This is a genomic window from Segatella hominis (assembly GCF_019249725.2).
GTDB lineage: Bacteria > Bacteroidota > Bacteroidia > Bacteroidales > Bacteroidaceae > Prevotella.
The window spans coordinates 2,901,074-2,916,788 of sequence record NZ_CP137559.1; the positions used below are offsets into that span (position 1 = coordinate 2,901,074).

General features: G+C 46.9%; 10 protein-coding genes and 1 pseudogene. 9 read left to right on the forward strand and 2 right to left on the reverse strand.

Annotated features, from left to right (window positions below):
• Positions 1–124 precede the first annotated feature (124 nt).
• The 7 genes and pseudogenes from KUA50_RS11735 to KUA50_RS11765 form a co-directional block, all read left to right on the forward strand.
• Positions 125–1,567: pseudogene (locus KUA50_RS11735) on the forward strand (alpha-L-fucosidase); the annotation flags it as partial.
• A 93-nt stretch (positions 1,568–1,660) separates the two neighbouring features.
• Positions 1,661–4,654, forward strand: coding sequence for a SusC/RagA family TonB-linked outer membrane protein (locus KUA50_RS11740; RefSeq protein WP_295297214.1), 2,994 nt, complete (start codon positions 1,661–1,663; stop codon positions 4,652–4,654).
• A gap of 28 nt (positions 4,655–4,682) precedes the next feature.
• A complete protein-coding gene (locus KUA50_RS11745) occupies positions 4,683–6,356 on the forward strand; it encodes a RagB/SusD family nutrient uptake outer membrane protein (protein WP_218457505.1) in 1,674 nt (557 codons plus the stop codon).
• A 238-nt stretch (positions 6,357–6,594) separates the two neighbouring features.
• Positions 6,595–8,241: a sulfatase gene (locus KUA50_RS11750; RefSeq protein ID WP_256624317.1), complete on the forward strand. Its 1,647-nt coding sequence runs from the start codon at positions 6,595–6,597 to the stop codon at positions 8,239–8,241.
• A 113-nt stretch (positions 8,242–8,354) separates the two neighbouring features.
• Positions 8,355–9,848 (forward strand): arylsulfatase, encoded by a 1,494-nt coding sequence (locus KUA50_RS11755; protein WP_218457531.1) that lies wholly within the window; start codon positions 8,355–8,357, stop codon positions 9,846–9,848.
• Positions 9,849–9,902: 54 nt separating this feature from the next.
• Entirely contained in the window at positions 9,903–11,177 is a 1,275-nt protein-coding gene (locus KUA50_RS11760) for an anaerobic sulfatase-maturation protein (RefSeq protein ID WP_218457530.1), read from the forward strand.
• Positions 11,178–11,268: 91 nt separating this feature from the next.
• A complete protein-coding gene (locus KUA50_RS11765) occupies positions 11,269–12,237 on the forward strand; it encodes an aldo/keto reductase (RefSeq protein ID WP_218457504.1) in 969 nt (322 codons plus the stop codon).
• A gap of 59 nt (positions 12,238–12,296) precedes the next feature.
• Here the strand turns inward: KUA50_RS11765 and KUA50_RS11770 are convergent, their stop codons facing one another.
• Together KUA50_RS11770 and KUA50_RS11775 are read right to left on the reverse strand one after the other, a co-directional pair.
• On the reverse strand, positions 12,297–12,542 hold the full coding sequence (locus KUA50_RS11770) for a DUF6078 family protein (protein WP_218457503.1): 246 nt from the start codon (positions 12,540–12,542) through the stop codon (positions 12,297–12,299).
• Positions 12,543–12,660: 118 nt separating this feature from the next.
• The gene (locus KUA50_RS11775) at positions 12,661–13,911 is read right to left on the reverse strand and encodes a VapE domain-containing protein (protein WP_218457502.1); all 1,251 of its coding nucleotides are present in this window, start codon (positions 13,909–13,911) and stop codon (positions 12,661–12,663) included.
• A 363-nt stretch (positions 13,912–14,274) separates the two neighbouring features.
• Between KUA50_RS11775 and KUA50_RS11780 the strand changes: the two genes are divergently transcribed.
• Together KUA50_RS11780 and KUA50_RS11785 are read left to right on the forward strand one after the other, a co-directional pair.
• The gene (locus KUA50_RS11780; protein ID WP_218457501.1) at positions 14,275–14,592 is read left to right on the forward strand and encodes a hypothetical protein; all 318 of its coding nucleotides are present in this window, start codon (positions 14,275–14,277) and stop codon (positions 14,590–14,592) included.
• Between the two features lie 39 nt (positions 14,593–14,631).
• Positions 14,632–15,675: a hypothetical protein gene (locus tag KUA50_RS11785; RefSeq protein ID WP_218457500.1), complete on the forward strand. Its 1,044-nt coding sequence runs from the start codon at positions 14,632–14,634 to the stop codon at positions 15,673–15,675.
• Positions 15,676–15,715: the final 40 nt, after the last annotated feature.

Below are 15,715 nucleotides of genomic sequence, written 5' to 3' on the forward strand. Positions count from 1 at the left end.
CAACTATATATACATGACTAACAAAAATCAACAAAAAACTGATTAAATATAAATCTATCTCTCTATATATAAAGGTATGAGAAGATACATTGTGTACGAAAAAAATAACTTAAACCGAAACAACATGAGAAAATGCTTTCTGATTACCATGATGTTGGGAATCTCAACACTGGCAATTTCGGCACAAAAGACATCCAAGTCACTGGAGCCTGTGCAACCAACTCCTACTACCAAACAGGTAGAATGGCAGAAAATGGAAACATACGCTTTCATCCACTTTGGATTGAACACTTTCAATGACAAAGAATGGGGATACGGAAACTCGGATGTAAAAACCTTCAATCCCAAGAAATTGGACTGCGAGCAATGGGCAAGAACACTTGCTGCTGCAGGTATGAAAGGGGTCATCATCACTGCAAAGCACCATGATGGCTTCTGCCTTTGGCCAACCCATACGACAGATTACTGCATCCGAAACACTCCTTATAAGAATGGTGAAGGTGATGTCGTGGGAGAACTTTCCAAAGCTTGCCAAAAATATGAATTGAAGTTCGGCATATACCTCTCACCTTGGGACAGAAATCAGGCCAGTTACGGCTCACCATATTACCTGAAACTCTACCAGCGCCAACTCAAGGAACTGCTAAGCAACTATGGTGAACTCTTCGAAATATGGTTTGATGGAGCCAACGGAGGAGATGGATGGTACGGAGGAGCAGAGGAAAAACGAACCATCAACAGAAAGCACTACTACGACTTCCCTAAAATCTTCCAGATTGTAGATAGTCTCCAGCCAAATGCCACTATTTTCGGTGATGGCGGACCAGGGTGCAGATGGGTAGGAAACGAAAACGGATTTGCAGGCGAAACCTGCTGGTCTATGATTCCTTCCAATACCGTATATCCAGGCTATAAAAACTACAAGCAACTGCAATTCGGCTGGGAAAATGGTGATCAATGGACCCCCGCAGAATGTGATGTATCCATCCGACCAGGATGGTTCTATCACGAAACTGAGGACAATAAGGTCAAAACCGTTGACCAGTTATGCGATCTTTATTATAGAAGTGTAGGGCACAATGCCACATTCTTGCTTAATTTTCCGGTAAATAAAGATGGGCTCATTCATCCTATTGACTCAGCCAATGCAGTCAACTTCCACAAGAAGATACAGCAAGAATTGTCCAACAATGTCTTGAAAGGCATCACTCCTAAAACGGATAGCCAACAAGGCAAAAACATTGGCAAAAATATGACCGACGGGAAATACGACACGTTCTGGGCATCGAAAACGGTCAAAGGAGCAAGCATCGAATTCCGTCTGAGCAAGACACAAGAAATCTCTCGCCTTATGCTTCAGGAATACATCCCATTGGGACAACGGGTAAAAGCCTTTACTGTCTATTATCTCCAAGACAAGAACTGGGTGAAACTCTATCAGAAGGAAGAGACAACGACAATCGGTTACAAGCGCATCCTCAGATTTGACAAGATCAAAACCAATGGTCTTCGCATCGTATTCGATGATGCCCGAGGTTGCCCTTGCATCAACAATATTGCTGCCTACTAAACAGATAGAAATGTCTGTCAGGCAGATATAAAACTGAAATAAGAAAGAATAAAAATATTATCTAAATAACTAACGTAAACAATTACACCTATGAACAAAAAAGTGAATTTTTATTTCGCGGCTCTTTTAGGTACTATGTCACCTCTTTGCGCCGTTCCAGCGTTAGCAAGCCAAAGCTTGATTGCAACTGCTACGCAACAGCAAAATTCCTGTACTGGTAATGTCATCGACCCTGCTGGTGAACCTCTTATTGGCGCTACCATTAGAGTTGATGGACAGGTAGGCGGTACCGTTACCGATATCGATGGTAACTTTACGCTCTCTAACTTAAAGAAAGGTGCCAAACTGACCATTACATCTATTGGCTACAAGGCGCAGACTGTAACATGGAATGGTGCTCCATTGAAAATCACCATGCAAGACGATGCCAACATGCTCGAAGAGACTGTAGTCATCGGTTATGGTACAGTAAAGAAGGCTGACTTAGCAGGTTCTGTTGCTGTGATGGAAGGCAAGAGCTTCAAGGATCAGCCGGTTGCACGTGTTGAGGATGCCCTCAACGGACGTATGTCTGGTGTGCAGGTAATGTCAAGTGGCGTTCCTGGTGGTGCTATGAAGATTCGTGTACGTGGTGCCAGCTCAGTAAACAAGAGCAATGACCCTCTCTACGTAGTAGATGGTATTGTTCGCGAAACAGGTCTTGAAGGTATCAGCCCTGAGGATATCCAGAGCATCCAGGTTTTGAAGGATGCTTCTTCTACCGCTATCTATGGTGCCCGTGGTGCCAATGGTGTTGTGATGGTACAGACCAAGAGCGGTAAGGCAGGTGCAGCCCAGGTTACCTTCGATGGCAGCTTCGGTTTCTCTAACGCTTACAACATCCCTGAGGTAATGGGTACCAAGCAGTATGCACAGGCTTTGGTTGACCACAAGGGTGTGGATCAGAGCGCTGTACAGGATTATTTGAATGGTACCAAGCCAGGTATCGACTGGATGGATCAGTTGCTCCAGACAGGTATTACTCAGAACTATAAGGTTGCCTTTTCACAGGGTAACGAGAAAACACAGACTTACTTCTCTGCCAACTTGATGGATCAGAAAGGTGTAATCGTTGACACCAAGTCTAGACGTTACGCTATCAAGGCAAACATTCATAATAAGGTATTCGATTGGTTGGAGTTGACCGCCGACCTCAACCTTGCTCAGACAGACAACTCTGGTGCAGGCTTCGCTCAGAACCAGGATAACCCTATCTGGGTTGGTTTGAACTACTCTCCTACTATGGAGATGATGGATGCAAATGGAAAGTATAATAAAGACCCATACAACAACATCCAGAACAACCCTTACGGTAATCTTCACGACAGCCAGAACGACCGCAAGCGTACGATGGTAACCGGTCACGTTGACTTGAAGTTCAATCTTCTCAAGGGCTTGACCTTCACCACCACCAACGGTATCGACTATAACGATTACAAGTGGTACAGCTTCACATCTACCAAGGTGAACGCAGCAGGTAACAACATGGGCAACAACGATGCTACCGTTACCGCTTTGCAGTCAACCAACAACTTGACTTACAGCAACAAGTGGGGTAATCACGGTTTGACAGCAACAGGTGTATGGGAAGTTACCTCTAACGAGGTTCGCCGCATGGGCTTGTCAGGAACAGGACTTGCTCACGAACAGTTAGGTTACTGGAACGTAGCAGACGCAGCTTCCAAGACTCCTAGCAACGGTTACAGCAAGTGGACCATGCTTTCAGGTGTAGCCCGCGTTATGTACAACTATGCAGACCGCTATATGTTGACCGGAACCTTACGTGCGGATGGTTCCAGCCGTTTCACCAACAAGAAGTGGGGTTATTTCCCATCAGCAGCTGCAGCTTGGACCATTTCTAACGAAAAGTTCTGGGAGCCTATCAAGAATGCAGTAGAATACATGAAGATCCGTGCAAGCTACGGTATCATCGGTAACCAGGATATTACTCCTTACTCTACATTGGGTTCTTTGGGTACAACCGGTTTCACATACGGTACTAATCAGTCTTACACAGGTTACTGGGCAAATGGTCTTGCCACTCCTGACTTGTCATGGGAGAAGGTTCATCAGTTTGACCTCGGTGTTGACCTCGGTTTCTTCGGCAACCGTTTGAGCATCAGCTTAGACTACTTCAACAAGAAGACAAAGGATGCCCTCCTGACAACATCAGCTCCTGGTTACCTGGGTGGCACATCATACTGGGTAAATGCCGGTGAGGTAAGCAACAAGGGTTTTGATGCTACAATCAATGCACAGATTATCCAGACCAAGGACTGGTCATGGTCATCTACATTGAATGCCAGCTACATCAAGAACGAGGTTACCAAGTTGACAGCTGATTCTCCTATTCTTTATGGTACAAGCCCTTCTCCAGGTACTGTTGACCCATGTACCATCATCAAGGAAGGTGAAGCTATCGGTACATTCTACGGCTTCAAGTGGGCTGGTGTAGAAAAGAATGCAAAGGGTGAATATATTGATATGTATTACACTGCAGATGGTGGAACAACTGCTACTCCTGATGCTTCAAAGGATCGCTTCGTATTAGGTCGTTCAAACCCAGACTTCACATTAGGTTGGAACAATACAGTAAGTTATAAGAACTGGGACTTCAACGCCTTCTTCAATGCAGCATTCGGTGCTAAGCGTTTGAATATGGTTCGTTACGCCATGAACTCAATGGTAGGTGCATCTAGATTCGTAACCGATAAGGATTACTTCAACAACATCGGAATCACCATGCCAACAGTAGGTGCCGAGAACAAGACATACGGTAACTCAGACAAGTGGTTGGAGAATGCAGATTACCTCCGTTGCGAGAATATCAGCATCGCTTATACATTCCCACGCAGCGTGACAAAGATTGCAGACATCCGTCTCTCTCTCTCAGCTCAGAACCTCTTCACCATTACCGGCTATAAGGGTATTGACCCAGCTGGTGCATCATTCAGTGATAATGGTGTTGACCGTGATAACGGTTTGGATATGGGTGCTTACCCTAATCCTCGTACCATCACAATGGGCGTACGTGTAAACTTCTAACTTCAATCATCTAAAAACTGAAATAATTATGAGAACTAGAAAATTATTATATATGGGTTGTCTCATGGCAGCATCCTTGCTTACCTTCTCTTCTTGTGGAGACTTCCTGGATGAGGAACCTAAGGGACAGTTGACCCCAGATAACTTCTTCAATAGCGAAGATGACCTGACAGCAAGTGTTAATGCGCTGTATGACCGAGTAAACCAGACACAGAGCTGGACCAACCCTATGTACCCACAGTGGCAGGGTGATGATATTACAGCCAACCCTGGTTCTAACAAGCAGGCTTGCGCTGCCCTCGATGCTTTTGCATCTGATGGTGCTAACAAGGGTGTAGTAGATGCATGGAACCAGCATTATTCAGCAATCAAGGCAGCCAACCTGATTACTGAGAGTGCAAGCAAGGCTCCTATAGCTCAGGAAAAGATCAACGTGGCTTTGGGTAATGCTCACTTCTGGCGTGCTTACGCTTACTATTATCTGGTACGTGTATTCGGTCCTGTGCCATTGATTACAGGTACTGACGTTTCTCAGTTGGAAGTTGCTCCATCAAGTGTAGAAAAGGTATATGAACTGATTGTTTCTGACTTGAAGGCTGCTGTTAACGAGCTTCCTACTAAGTATGAAAAGGAACCTAGTCGCTTGTTCGGTGTAGATGTCTGGACTACAAAGCAGGCTGCACAGGCTACCCTGTCAGCAGTTTATATGTCTATGGCTGGCTACCCACTCAACAAGGGTACAGAGTACTACAAGCTCGCTGCAGAGCAGGCTAAGTCTGTCATCGACAACAACGGTTCTTACGGTTTCATCCTGAACCCAGAGTGGAAGGATGTTTACTCTATGGGCAACAACTACAACATGGAAACTGTACTTGGTATCAACAACGATGCTCGTGGCTGGTGGGATCATGACTCAGAGCTTTCTTCCTGCTGCCGTTTCGAAGGGCTCGGCGATAATGGCTGGGGTGATGCCTGGGGTGAAATCGCATTCTGGAAGAGATTCCCAGAGGGAGCTCGTAAGGATGCCATCTACGCTCCTAAGGTTACTTTCCAGGAAGGAAAAACTATTACTAAGGCTGTAGATTGGTGGGCCTTGAAGGAAGATGGAAAGACACCAGAGGTTGAGGCTTATCACCCAATGTTCTGTATCTTTACAGTAAACTGTGATGAGAATGGCAACATGCTCCGTCAGGCTTACGATTACCTTGCTCCTAACTGGGATGGTATGGTCAACGACCGCCGTCACAACCTGATCCGTTACTCAGAGATCCTTCTCTGGTATGCTGAGAGCGCAGCTCGCTCAGGTGGTGACTTGAACAAGGCTAAGGAGTGCCTCCGCCAGGTTCGCAGCCGTGCCGTAAACGATGTTGAGAACGTTACTTTGAGCAATGGTACTACCGTAAAGATTGCTGATATGAATGCAGAGCAGCTGGCTGAGGCTTGCTACATTGAGCACGGATGGGAAGTTGCCGGTAACTGGGTATCTATGGTTACCCGCCGTTCTGACGAGCTTCGTATGAACGAGTTGAAGAAGAACTTCGACTACCGCGTAACTAATGCTCCTCTCGTAGTAGCAGTAGAGAACGGTAAGAACATTACAGCTAAGGAGCAAGTTACAGTTTCTGGTTCTTGGACAGAGGATAGAATTTACTGTCCTTACCCAACAACAGACGTTGAGAAGAACCCGAACTTAAAGAGATAACTTCCTTGACAATTATTTATTTAACCAACAAGACTGTTTCAAATCTGAGATAGTCATGTTCAATGACAACTCGAAGAGGGTGTGCCACTTACGGCACCCCTCTTTTTGGCGTATTATAATGTATTTAGTTCTTATACACAATATTGTCCTTTAATTAATTCATATAAATAACTATTCATTCAACCAAAAAATTATGATGAACAGTAAAAGTAAGCCAATCAACCGTTCCCTGCTGGCCATGGCTGCCTTACAGGCAATGCCGTTGTCGATCTTCGCTCAGAATGCAGGAGACCGACCTAACATCTTGTACATTATGTGCGATGACCACGCCATACAGGCCATCAGTGCATACGGCAGCCCAATCTCTAAATTGGCTCCAACTCCAAACATCGACCGCCTAGCTGAAAGAGGAATGAAGTTTAACCAGGCTTTCGTAGAGAACTCACTCTCTACTCCTAGCCGTGCCTGCCTGATGACAGGTCTCTATAGCCACCAGAACGGACAGCGCCAGCTGGCTGAGGGTATTGACTCTACCAAGACCTTCTTCTCAGAACTGCTGCAGGGTGCCGGCTATTCTACTGCCGTGGTAGGTAAATGGCACATGTCGTGCAGTCCTAAGGGCTTTGATTACTACCGCGTATTGGATGACCAGGGACAGTATTACAACCCAACCTTCGCCTCTACCGGCCAGTATGGCAACTTCAAGCAGGAGATGGGTTACGCCACCGACCTGATTACCGACCATGCCATCGAGTATCTGAATAGCCGCGACAAGAACAAGCCATTCTGCCTGCTGGTTCACCACAAGGCACCTCACCGTCTCTGGATGCCTAACACCAAGTATGTAAGCAAGTATGCCAACGTCAACTTCCCGTTGCCAGAAACTTTCTGGGATGATTACGAGACCCGTGGTTCTGCTGCATCCACCCAGAAGATGTCTATCGACAAGTATATGGAGATGGTACGCGACCTGAAGGTTCCTGAGATGTACGATCCTTCTACTCCAGAGGGAAGAGATTCCTATGCCGGACTGATGGGCGAGATGAACCGCATGACTCCACAGCAGCGTGCCATCATCGATGCCTACTACATGCCAAGAAACCGTGAGTTCCTGAGCAAGAACCTGACTGGCAAGGAGTTGATCGAGTGGAAATACCAAAACTACATCCGCGATTACATGGCTGTGATTGCCTCAGTAGATGAGAGCGTTGGCAGACTGCTGGAATATCTCGACAAGAACAATCTCACCGACAACACCATCATCGTCTATACATCCGACCAGGGATTCTACATGGGCGAGCACGGATGGTTCGACAAGCGATTCATGTACGAGGAGTCATTCCACACTCCACTCATCATCAGCTATCCTAAGCACATCCAGCCAAAGAGCGAATGCAACCAGATGGTTCAGAACATCGACTTCGCACCTACCTTCCTCGAACTGGCAGGTTTGCAGAAGCCTAAGTACATGCCTGGAACATCGCTCCAGCCGCTGTTTGCCGGCCAGCCAGTGAAGAAGTGGCGCAAGAGCCTGTACTATCATTATTATGATTACCCTACCTACCACCTGGTACGCAAGCACGACGGTGTGCGCACCGAGCGTTACAAGCTGATTCACTTCTACGGCAAGGGTGGCGAGAGAGCCGTGGTAGAAAACAAGTACCAGGGTCAGCCAGGCACTAGAGAGAACAACTGCTTTAATGCCCTCAAGTCTATCAATTACTTCACCGATGATGCCGACATCGACTACTGGGAGTTGTATGATATCAAGAGCGACCCTAACGAGCTGCACAATATCTACGACAAACCAGGCACTCAGAAGATTGAGAAGGAACTGAAGAAGTTGCTCGCCAACTACCGCAAGAATCTGAAGGTAGATGAATAGATTCTAAAGGTAGATGAATCTAAAAGTAGAAGATTCTAAATATAATAGATGAGTAGAATCCAAAACAGATTTTTATGAAGACCAACAAGACAATATGGCTCACTGGGGTAGGCATGATTTGCTTGCCTACCCTGGTGTGCGCCAAGCAGAACGTACAGCAGCCCAACATTCTCTTCATCCTCTGCGATGATATGGGATATGGTGACTTGGCTTGCTACGGTCAGCCTTACATCCATACCCCCAATATCGACCAGATGGCAAGAGAGGGTATGCGATTCACCCAGGCATACGCCGGTTCGCCGGTTTCAGCCCCATCACGTGCTACCATCATGACGGGTCAGCATACCGGTCATACCCACGTAAGAGGGAACAAGGAGTACTGGAGAAACGTGCCAATGGTGAAGTATGGAGTAAATGAGGACTTTTCTGTTGTGGGTCAGGAACCTTACGACCCACAGCATAAGATTCTTCCTGAGATGCTGAAGGACAAGGGTTACCGCACCGGAGTCTTCGGCAAGTGGGCAGGCGGATACGAAGGTTCTGCCTCTACTCCCGACAAACGGGGCGTGGATGAATTCTATGGATACATCTGTCAATTTCAGGCACATCTCTACTACCCTAATTTCCTGAACAGATATAGCAAGGCTTTGGGAGATACGGCTGTAGTGAGAGAAGTGATGGAACAGAACATCCAATACCCGATGTTCGGCAAGGACTATTTCAAACGCAAGCAGTATTCTGCCCGCATCATCCACGACAAGGCTTTGGAGTGGATTGACAAGCAGGATAATAAGCATCCTTTCGTAGGATTCCTTACCTATACCCTACCTCACGCAGAGTTGGCTCAACCAGAAGATTCCATTTTAGAGAACTATCAGAAGAAATTCTTTGATGATAAAACTTGGGGAGGATGGGAAGACTCAAGATACAACGCCGTGGTTCATACCCACGCACAGTTTGCCGGAATGATTACCCGTCTTGACCAGTATGTAGGAGAAATCTTCGCCAAGCTGAAGGTGAAGGGTCTTGACAAGAACACCGTCGTCATCTTTACATCCGATAACGGACCTCACGAAGAAGGCGGCGCCGACCCAAAGTTCTTCGGTCGCGACGGCAAGCTGAAGGGCTTGAAGCGCCAGTGCTACGAGGGCGGCATCCGCATCCCGTTCATCGCCTGGTGGCCGGAGCACATCAAGGCGGGCAGCGTAAACGATACCCAGTTTGCCTTCTACGACCTGATGCCAACCTTCTGCGACCTTGCCGGAATCAAGAACTTCGCCAAGCGCTACACCAACAAGAAGTTGGCAGGTGATGGTTTCGACGGAATCTCCATCGCTCCTACCCTCCTGGGCAAGGATGCCGAGCAGAAGCACCACGACTACCTCTACTGGGAGTTTCACGAAACCGACCAGATAGGTGTAAGGAAAGGAGACTGGAAACTGGTAGTAGAAAAGGGAGAACTACATCTCTACAACTTAGCGACTGACATTCATGAAGATTATGATGTATCAGCTGAGCATCCGGAAATATTAGCCGAACTTTTAGCTGCCATCAAGAAGGAACATAGAGATAGTCCTGATTTCCAAATCACTTTACCAAAATTTTAGGCACACAGTCCTGATGCAGATTACATTTCCCTCATTTAGAAAAGAATGAATATGATGAACGACAATATAGCAACCCCATTTGCCAAGCCCCTGTATGTGATGCTGAAGCCCGCAGGTGCCCATTGCAACCTGGCTTGCAAATACTGTTATTATCTGGAAAAGAACCATCTTTACCAGAACACTCCCCGACATCTGATGACCGATGAGATGCTGGAGCAATTCACCCGGGAGTACATCGAGGCACAGACCATGCCCCAGGTACTCTTCACCTGGCATGGAGGAGAACCGCTGATGCGCTCCATCGACTTCTACAAGAAGGCGCTGGAACTGCAGAAGAAGTACGCCCACGGCAAGCAAATCGATAACGTCATCCAGACCAATGGTACACTCCTTACCGATGAATGGTGTGAGTTTTTCGCTCAAAACCATTTTCTGGTAGGTATCTCCATCGATGGTCCACAGGAATATCATGATCATTACCGACAGACATCTGCCGGAAAACCATCTTGGGAAAAAGTGATGCATGGCATCCATCTCTTGAAAAAACATAGAGTGGAATGGAATGCGATGGCAGTGGTAAATGCATACAACGCAGAACATCCTTTGGAGTTTTATCATTTCTTCAGAGACAATGGTTGCCAGTACCTGCAGTTTACCCCTATCGTGGAACGACTGACAGAGCATGAAGACGGACGCACTTTAGCAAGTTTAGCCGATGTAAGTCATGAAGATAATTATGAGGATGTAGGGAATGCGAAAAAACAGAAAGAAAATCAGGAAATCACAATTGCCGATTTCTCAGTAACTTCTGAACAATGGGGCAAATTTCTCTGTACCATTTTCGATGATTGGGTTCGCCATGATGTAGGTAAAATCTTTGTGGAAATCTTCGACTGCACACTGGCCAACTGGGTAGGTGTACAACCAGGCATCTGCGCCTATTCCAAGGAGTGCGGTCATGCCGGAGTGATGGAACATAATGGTGATGTATTCTCCTGCGACCACTTCGTATTCCCGGAATATAAACTGGGAAATATCCAGGATAAATCCCTGATAGACATGCTTTATGGAGAAAAGCAACAGGCATTCAGTCGCTTGAAACACACCTCTCTTCCCCGCCAATGCAAGGAGTGCGATATGGAATTTGCCTGTCATGGCGAATGCCCTAAAAACCGATTTGAAAATGATAAATATGGAGAGCCAGGCTTAAATTATCTCTGCAAGGGATATTACGAATACTATACCCATGTGGCTCCTTATATGGACTTTATGAAGCGGGAATTGCAGGCACAGCGTCCTCCAGCCAACATCATGAATGTTTTGAAATAAACTTAATATAAGGAAGAAAAATAGCCAGAAACATTTGTTTATCAAAAGATAATTCGTACTTTTGCAAAAGATATTTAAAAAAAAGAAGAATATGGACTTAAAAGGAATCTATACTGCAAATGCCAACCGATACACAGACTCGGAGGCACTCTATAAAAGATGTGGCAAGAGCGGAGTTCTCTTACCAAAAATAAGTCTTGGTTTCTGGCATAACTTCGGAGGAGTAGATCCTTACGAGCGCAGCAGGGCCATTACTCATTATGCTTTCGATCATGGCATTACCCACTTCGACCTGGCCAACAACTATGGTCCTCCTTATGGTAGTGCCGAAGAAACGATGGGCAGACTCATGCAAGATGATTTCCGTCCATATCGTGATGAACTTTTCATTGCCACCAAGGCAGGATATGATATGTGGGAAGGTCCTTATGGCAACTGGGGTTCTCGTAAGTATCTGATGACAAGCCTCGACCAGAGTCTCAAGCGCATGAACCTCGACTATGTAGATCTTTTCTACAGTCATCGCTACGACCCTAACACACCGCTCGAAGAAACACTTCAGGCGATGGTAGATATCGTGAAGCAAGGCAAGGCGCTCTATCTCGGCATCAGCCGATGGCCACTGGAAGCCCTGAAGTTCGCAGACAAATATCTCAAGGAGCGCGACTGTCCACTGCTCATCTTCCAGGACAGACTCAACATGCTCGACCGTGCACCGCAGGAGAATGGAACCCTCGACTATTGCCACGAGAATGGCATCGGTTTCATCTCCTTCTCACCTTTAGCACAAGGTCTCCTCACCGACCGCTATCTCAACGGCATCCCATCGGATAGCCGTATGGCAAAGGAGCATTTCCTGAAGCACAGCGCCCTGACACCGGAGTTGCTGGAGCAGCTGAAGCAATGGAATCAGGAAGCTGGCGAACGAGGCGAGACCCTTGCCGAGATGGCGCTAGCCTGGATATTGCAGCAGAAAGGCGTTACCAGCGTATTGGTAGGTGCCAGCTCAACAGCCCAGCTGGAAAAGAACATGAAGTGTGTTCATGCCAAGGCTTTTTAATTCAGTGGCTAAAAAAATCTGCCCTTCAGCTTCACAGCTGAAGGGCAGACAATCGGCGCTTACTTCTCTACCAGCACATTCTGGTCCTCATAACTGTCGAACCCCAGACTGATGTCGGCACCTCTTTTCTTGAAAACCTCCAGAAGAGCTTCCTGCATCTCAGGGTCGAGGAGGAACTCGCCATTCTTTGCCTTGTAGAAACGGCACTGGCTGAAGGGGGTATATCGCCATTCGGAATATGCTCTCCGACTGCAGAAAACGTGGTTTTGCCCGTGAAAAACCTTACTCTCGATTTTACCCTTCACCCTTCACCTTTTCGCCGGAAACCCCGATAAACACTGGGGTTGTGAGAGGTGAAGGGTTGGCGCAACCCTTCACCCACCCTTCACCTTTTCGAGAAAAACGGCTCCAGGAGAATACTTCTCAGGCAGATAGAGCAAAAAGCTGATAGGCCTGCCCGTGTTTGGTGTGCTTGCTTTTGCATCCCATAAACTTGAGGGTTTGACCTATTTTTACCTTGGTGCTCATATTTCCCACCAGCATAGGATACTGCAGATGAAGCACATCGAATACCTCGGAGCTTACCATCCATTTACCCTCTTCTTTCTCTTCAGGCATTCGAAAACAGTAGTTGATCATGGGCTCCAGATCATCTACCTTGAAAAAAGGAAGGTTGCACTCCTGAATGCGTGCCACCTCATCATTGGTGAACCAATAGGGGGTCTTCTTATCACGAAGCTCATACACCATTTGTGCATAGAGCTGGTCATAATTGATGGCTGAATTATTGTCAATAAACTCCCCGTCGGGAACCCGAAGACAGAGGTAGCGGCGACTTCCCGTCGGGTCGCAGAGCGGATGCTCATCATTGGTGGTTGCCAGAAATGAGGCGTATCTTCTGCGGTCTGCCTGACTCTTGCCGAAGATAGGACGACCATTCACCTTTACCTTCGAGAGGGTCTGCTTCAACTTGCCCTGCTGGGCAACGGTGATGTTGGCAAGCTCATCGACATTCACTATGAGATTGTGGGTGAGAGCCATTTCTGAATCAAACTTGTTGCCGAAGTTGATGTGGTCGAGGAAATACTGTCGAAGTTCCTCAGGCAGCATATCCATCTGCAGCCAATGGGCTACTGCCGAACGGAACCAGGTGGCGCACCAGGCAAGCTGTTCGCTGGTCAATCCCGGTATTCTGCCGAAAAGAGCAGCCACATGGTTCTTGCCATCCCATTTCGGCAACTTATTCATGTATTCCTGGATAGGGTCGAAGACGAGAACGGCATCCGACTTGATGTACTCCTCGATGTCCTGTCTTGGCGACTTTTGCTCGCCAATTCCCAATTTCTTGGCGCGGCGTACGATGGAGTTGAAAGCCTCGGCTGTAAGAATCTTCCAGTTCTTCTCCTCAGGGTTCTCCTCCTTCAGAGTCACTTCTTTCTTCTCCAACTCCTTCTTCTCGGAAATCTCCTTTATTTCGGAATTCTCCTTCGCCTCGGAATTTTCCGGTTCCTCTTCTTCCAGTTCCTTTACTGGTTTGATGCAGATGAACTCGGTCTTTCCGTTCAAAACATTTCTCCGGAAGAGATAAGACTCCTCCAGAAAGCTCTCTACCTGGTAAATTGCCAGCTGATTACCTGTCATCATAGATGACTTAAAATTTCTTTTTTCTTCCATAATTCATGGCTTTTAAAATTATTAATAATGATGTGATTCGCCCTCAAAAAAGATGGGGGTGAAGGGTGTTTTTGAAAGTAGCTTTCTATCCACCCGCAGCCTGAAACTTCCATCCAGTCTTCTCAACTCCGGGTGCAAAGATAATCAATAGGAAAGGCGTTTTCCAAGTTTTCCCGTCTGTCGCACGCCCTTTCCGTTCCATTTGGGAAAAAATCAGAGGGGTTGTGGGAAAAGGCGTGGGAAAATCGGGCAGAGTTCTTCAGTTTTATGGAAAAACATTTGGTGATAATGATAGAAAAACGTAAATTTGCAGACTGATAACGGAACTTCGTTTCGCAAACTATTCACTATAAAACAAGAAATATGCTTCAGACTCAGCAAAACAGACAAGTCCCCGCATTCAGCTACGAGGTTTTCGATCGTCAACTCGACAATTTTGCAATGATGCTCAAGGTGTTGATGGACGGATGGGAAGATTACAGCTCTCAGGAGATGACCTTCGACATCCACTCCCTATGTACCAAGGCTTCCCGACTCTGCTATCTGGCAGATCAGGACCTCGCCTTGCAGCATACCGATGTTTCCCATCATCGCAAGGAGCAGAACGAAACGTATTTTACCTCCTTCGAACTCATCATCACCACCCAGTTTACCAAATTCATGAAAAAAGTCCTTGCCTAGGTCAAGGCTGGCAAGAAAGTAGAAGGACACTCTTCCCCAATGTTCTCCTCAGAAATCAGTACGCTCCTGCCTAAGTTGCAGGACCTGCTGCTGATGGATGGCATGAGCAGGGAATCGATACAGATAATGGTGGGAGATATTCTGAATACGGAGAAGCTGATTCAGAAAAATCATAAAATTACGAAGTTTCCAGGGGTGAGATACGAGGAACGTCTGTGGTATCTCATCCGTCTCTATTGCCTCGCCAGCTATCTGGTGCTGCATTTCCGCAGAGTTTGCCACGTTACCAGTTCAGAAATGCCACCCGAGGAAGCGGCACGATTAACGGAATGGGCTGTGCAGAAATACATCTCGGAAAAGGAAAGCAGCGAAAAGCTGGAACTGTATTTCTCCAATCTGCAGTATGACAACGATGGAAAACCGCTCAACGTGAACCAATGGCTCCAGGCAAGAAGGGAGTTGAAGCATCTGGTGTCCCAGAATCTGCTCCTGCTGTTTCTCAAGAGTGCAGATGACGTGAGCCAGTTGGGTGCTTCGCTGATAAAAGTGAATTTCTCGAATGATGAATTCATGATGCTCGTGGATGCTGTGGCGAAATACCAGCTCATCACGGAGCATATCCGTGCCATAGAATTTCCGGAGGAATTCGAGCAAGACCTCCATAATGAGGTGTTCTATCTTACGGTGAATGGCCGTTCGGTGGATCTGGAGGAATTGAAGAAATCCATCTCCAAGATGGTGAATCTGGTTTCCAGGAAAAACCACTGGTTCTGCGTATGGAGCGTGCTGAAGCATCTCAACCTGATCAAGCATGAGAGCACCTTCGCCACCTTTGCCCATCAGATGATGAGTGACGACTGGTTTGGCAACATCGATCCTCGTCTCCACTTTACGGGAGATAATCTAAGCGATTATTCCCGCTACTTCAATGAATATGATTATACCGAATGGAGCGAGGAGATGTTTCTGGAGAAGAAGGAGCTGTATGGGATGACGAAGTGGTCGCCTAAGCTCTATCAGAATTTCTCCTCGCTCTGTGCCAGGATGATGCAGGCCATCTGGGGCTACAGTTTCTTCGGCTAGCCCCCATTGATACAGGTTGATGGCAGCAAGAAAAACACAT

Bases quoted from the DNA above. Each gene is read 5' to 3' on its own strand.
- KUA50_RS11760 (WP_218457530.1), top strand. From the start codon at position 9,903: ATGAACGACAATATAGCAACCCCATTTGCCAAGCCCCTGTATGTGATG.
- KUA50_RS11750 (WP_256624317.1), top strand. From the start codon at position 6,595: ATGGCTGCCTTACAGGCAATGCCGTTGTCGATCTTCGCTCAGAATGCA.
- KUA50_RS11755 (WP_218457531.1), top strand. From the start codon at position 8,355: ATGATTTGCTTGCCTACCCTGGTGTGCGCCAAGCAGAACGTACAGCAG.
- KUA50_RS11740 (WP_295297214.1), top strand. From the start codon at position 1,661: ATGAACAAAAAAGTGAATTTTTATTTCGCGGCTCTTTTAGGTACTATG.
- KUA50_RS11745 (WP_218457505.1), top strand. From the start codon at position 4,683: ATGAGAACTAGAAAATTATTATATATGGGTTGTCTCATGGCAGCATCC.
- KUA50_RS11780 (WP_218457501.1), top strand. From the start codon at position 14,275: ATGCTTCAGACTCAGCAAAACAGACAAGTCCCCGCATTCAGCTACGAG.
- KUA50_RS11765 (WP_218457504.1), top strand. From the start codon at position 11,269: ATGGACTTAAAAGGAATCTATACTGCAAATGCCAACCGATACACAGAC.
- KUA50_RS11785 (WP_218457500.1), top strand. From the start codon at position 14,632: ATGTTCTCCTCAGAAATCAGTACGCTCCTGCCTAAGTTGCAGGACCTG.
- KUA50_RS11775 (WP_218457502.1), bottom strand. From the start codon at position 13,911: ATGGAAGAAAAAAGAAATTTTAAGTCATCTATGATGACAGGTAATCAG.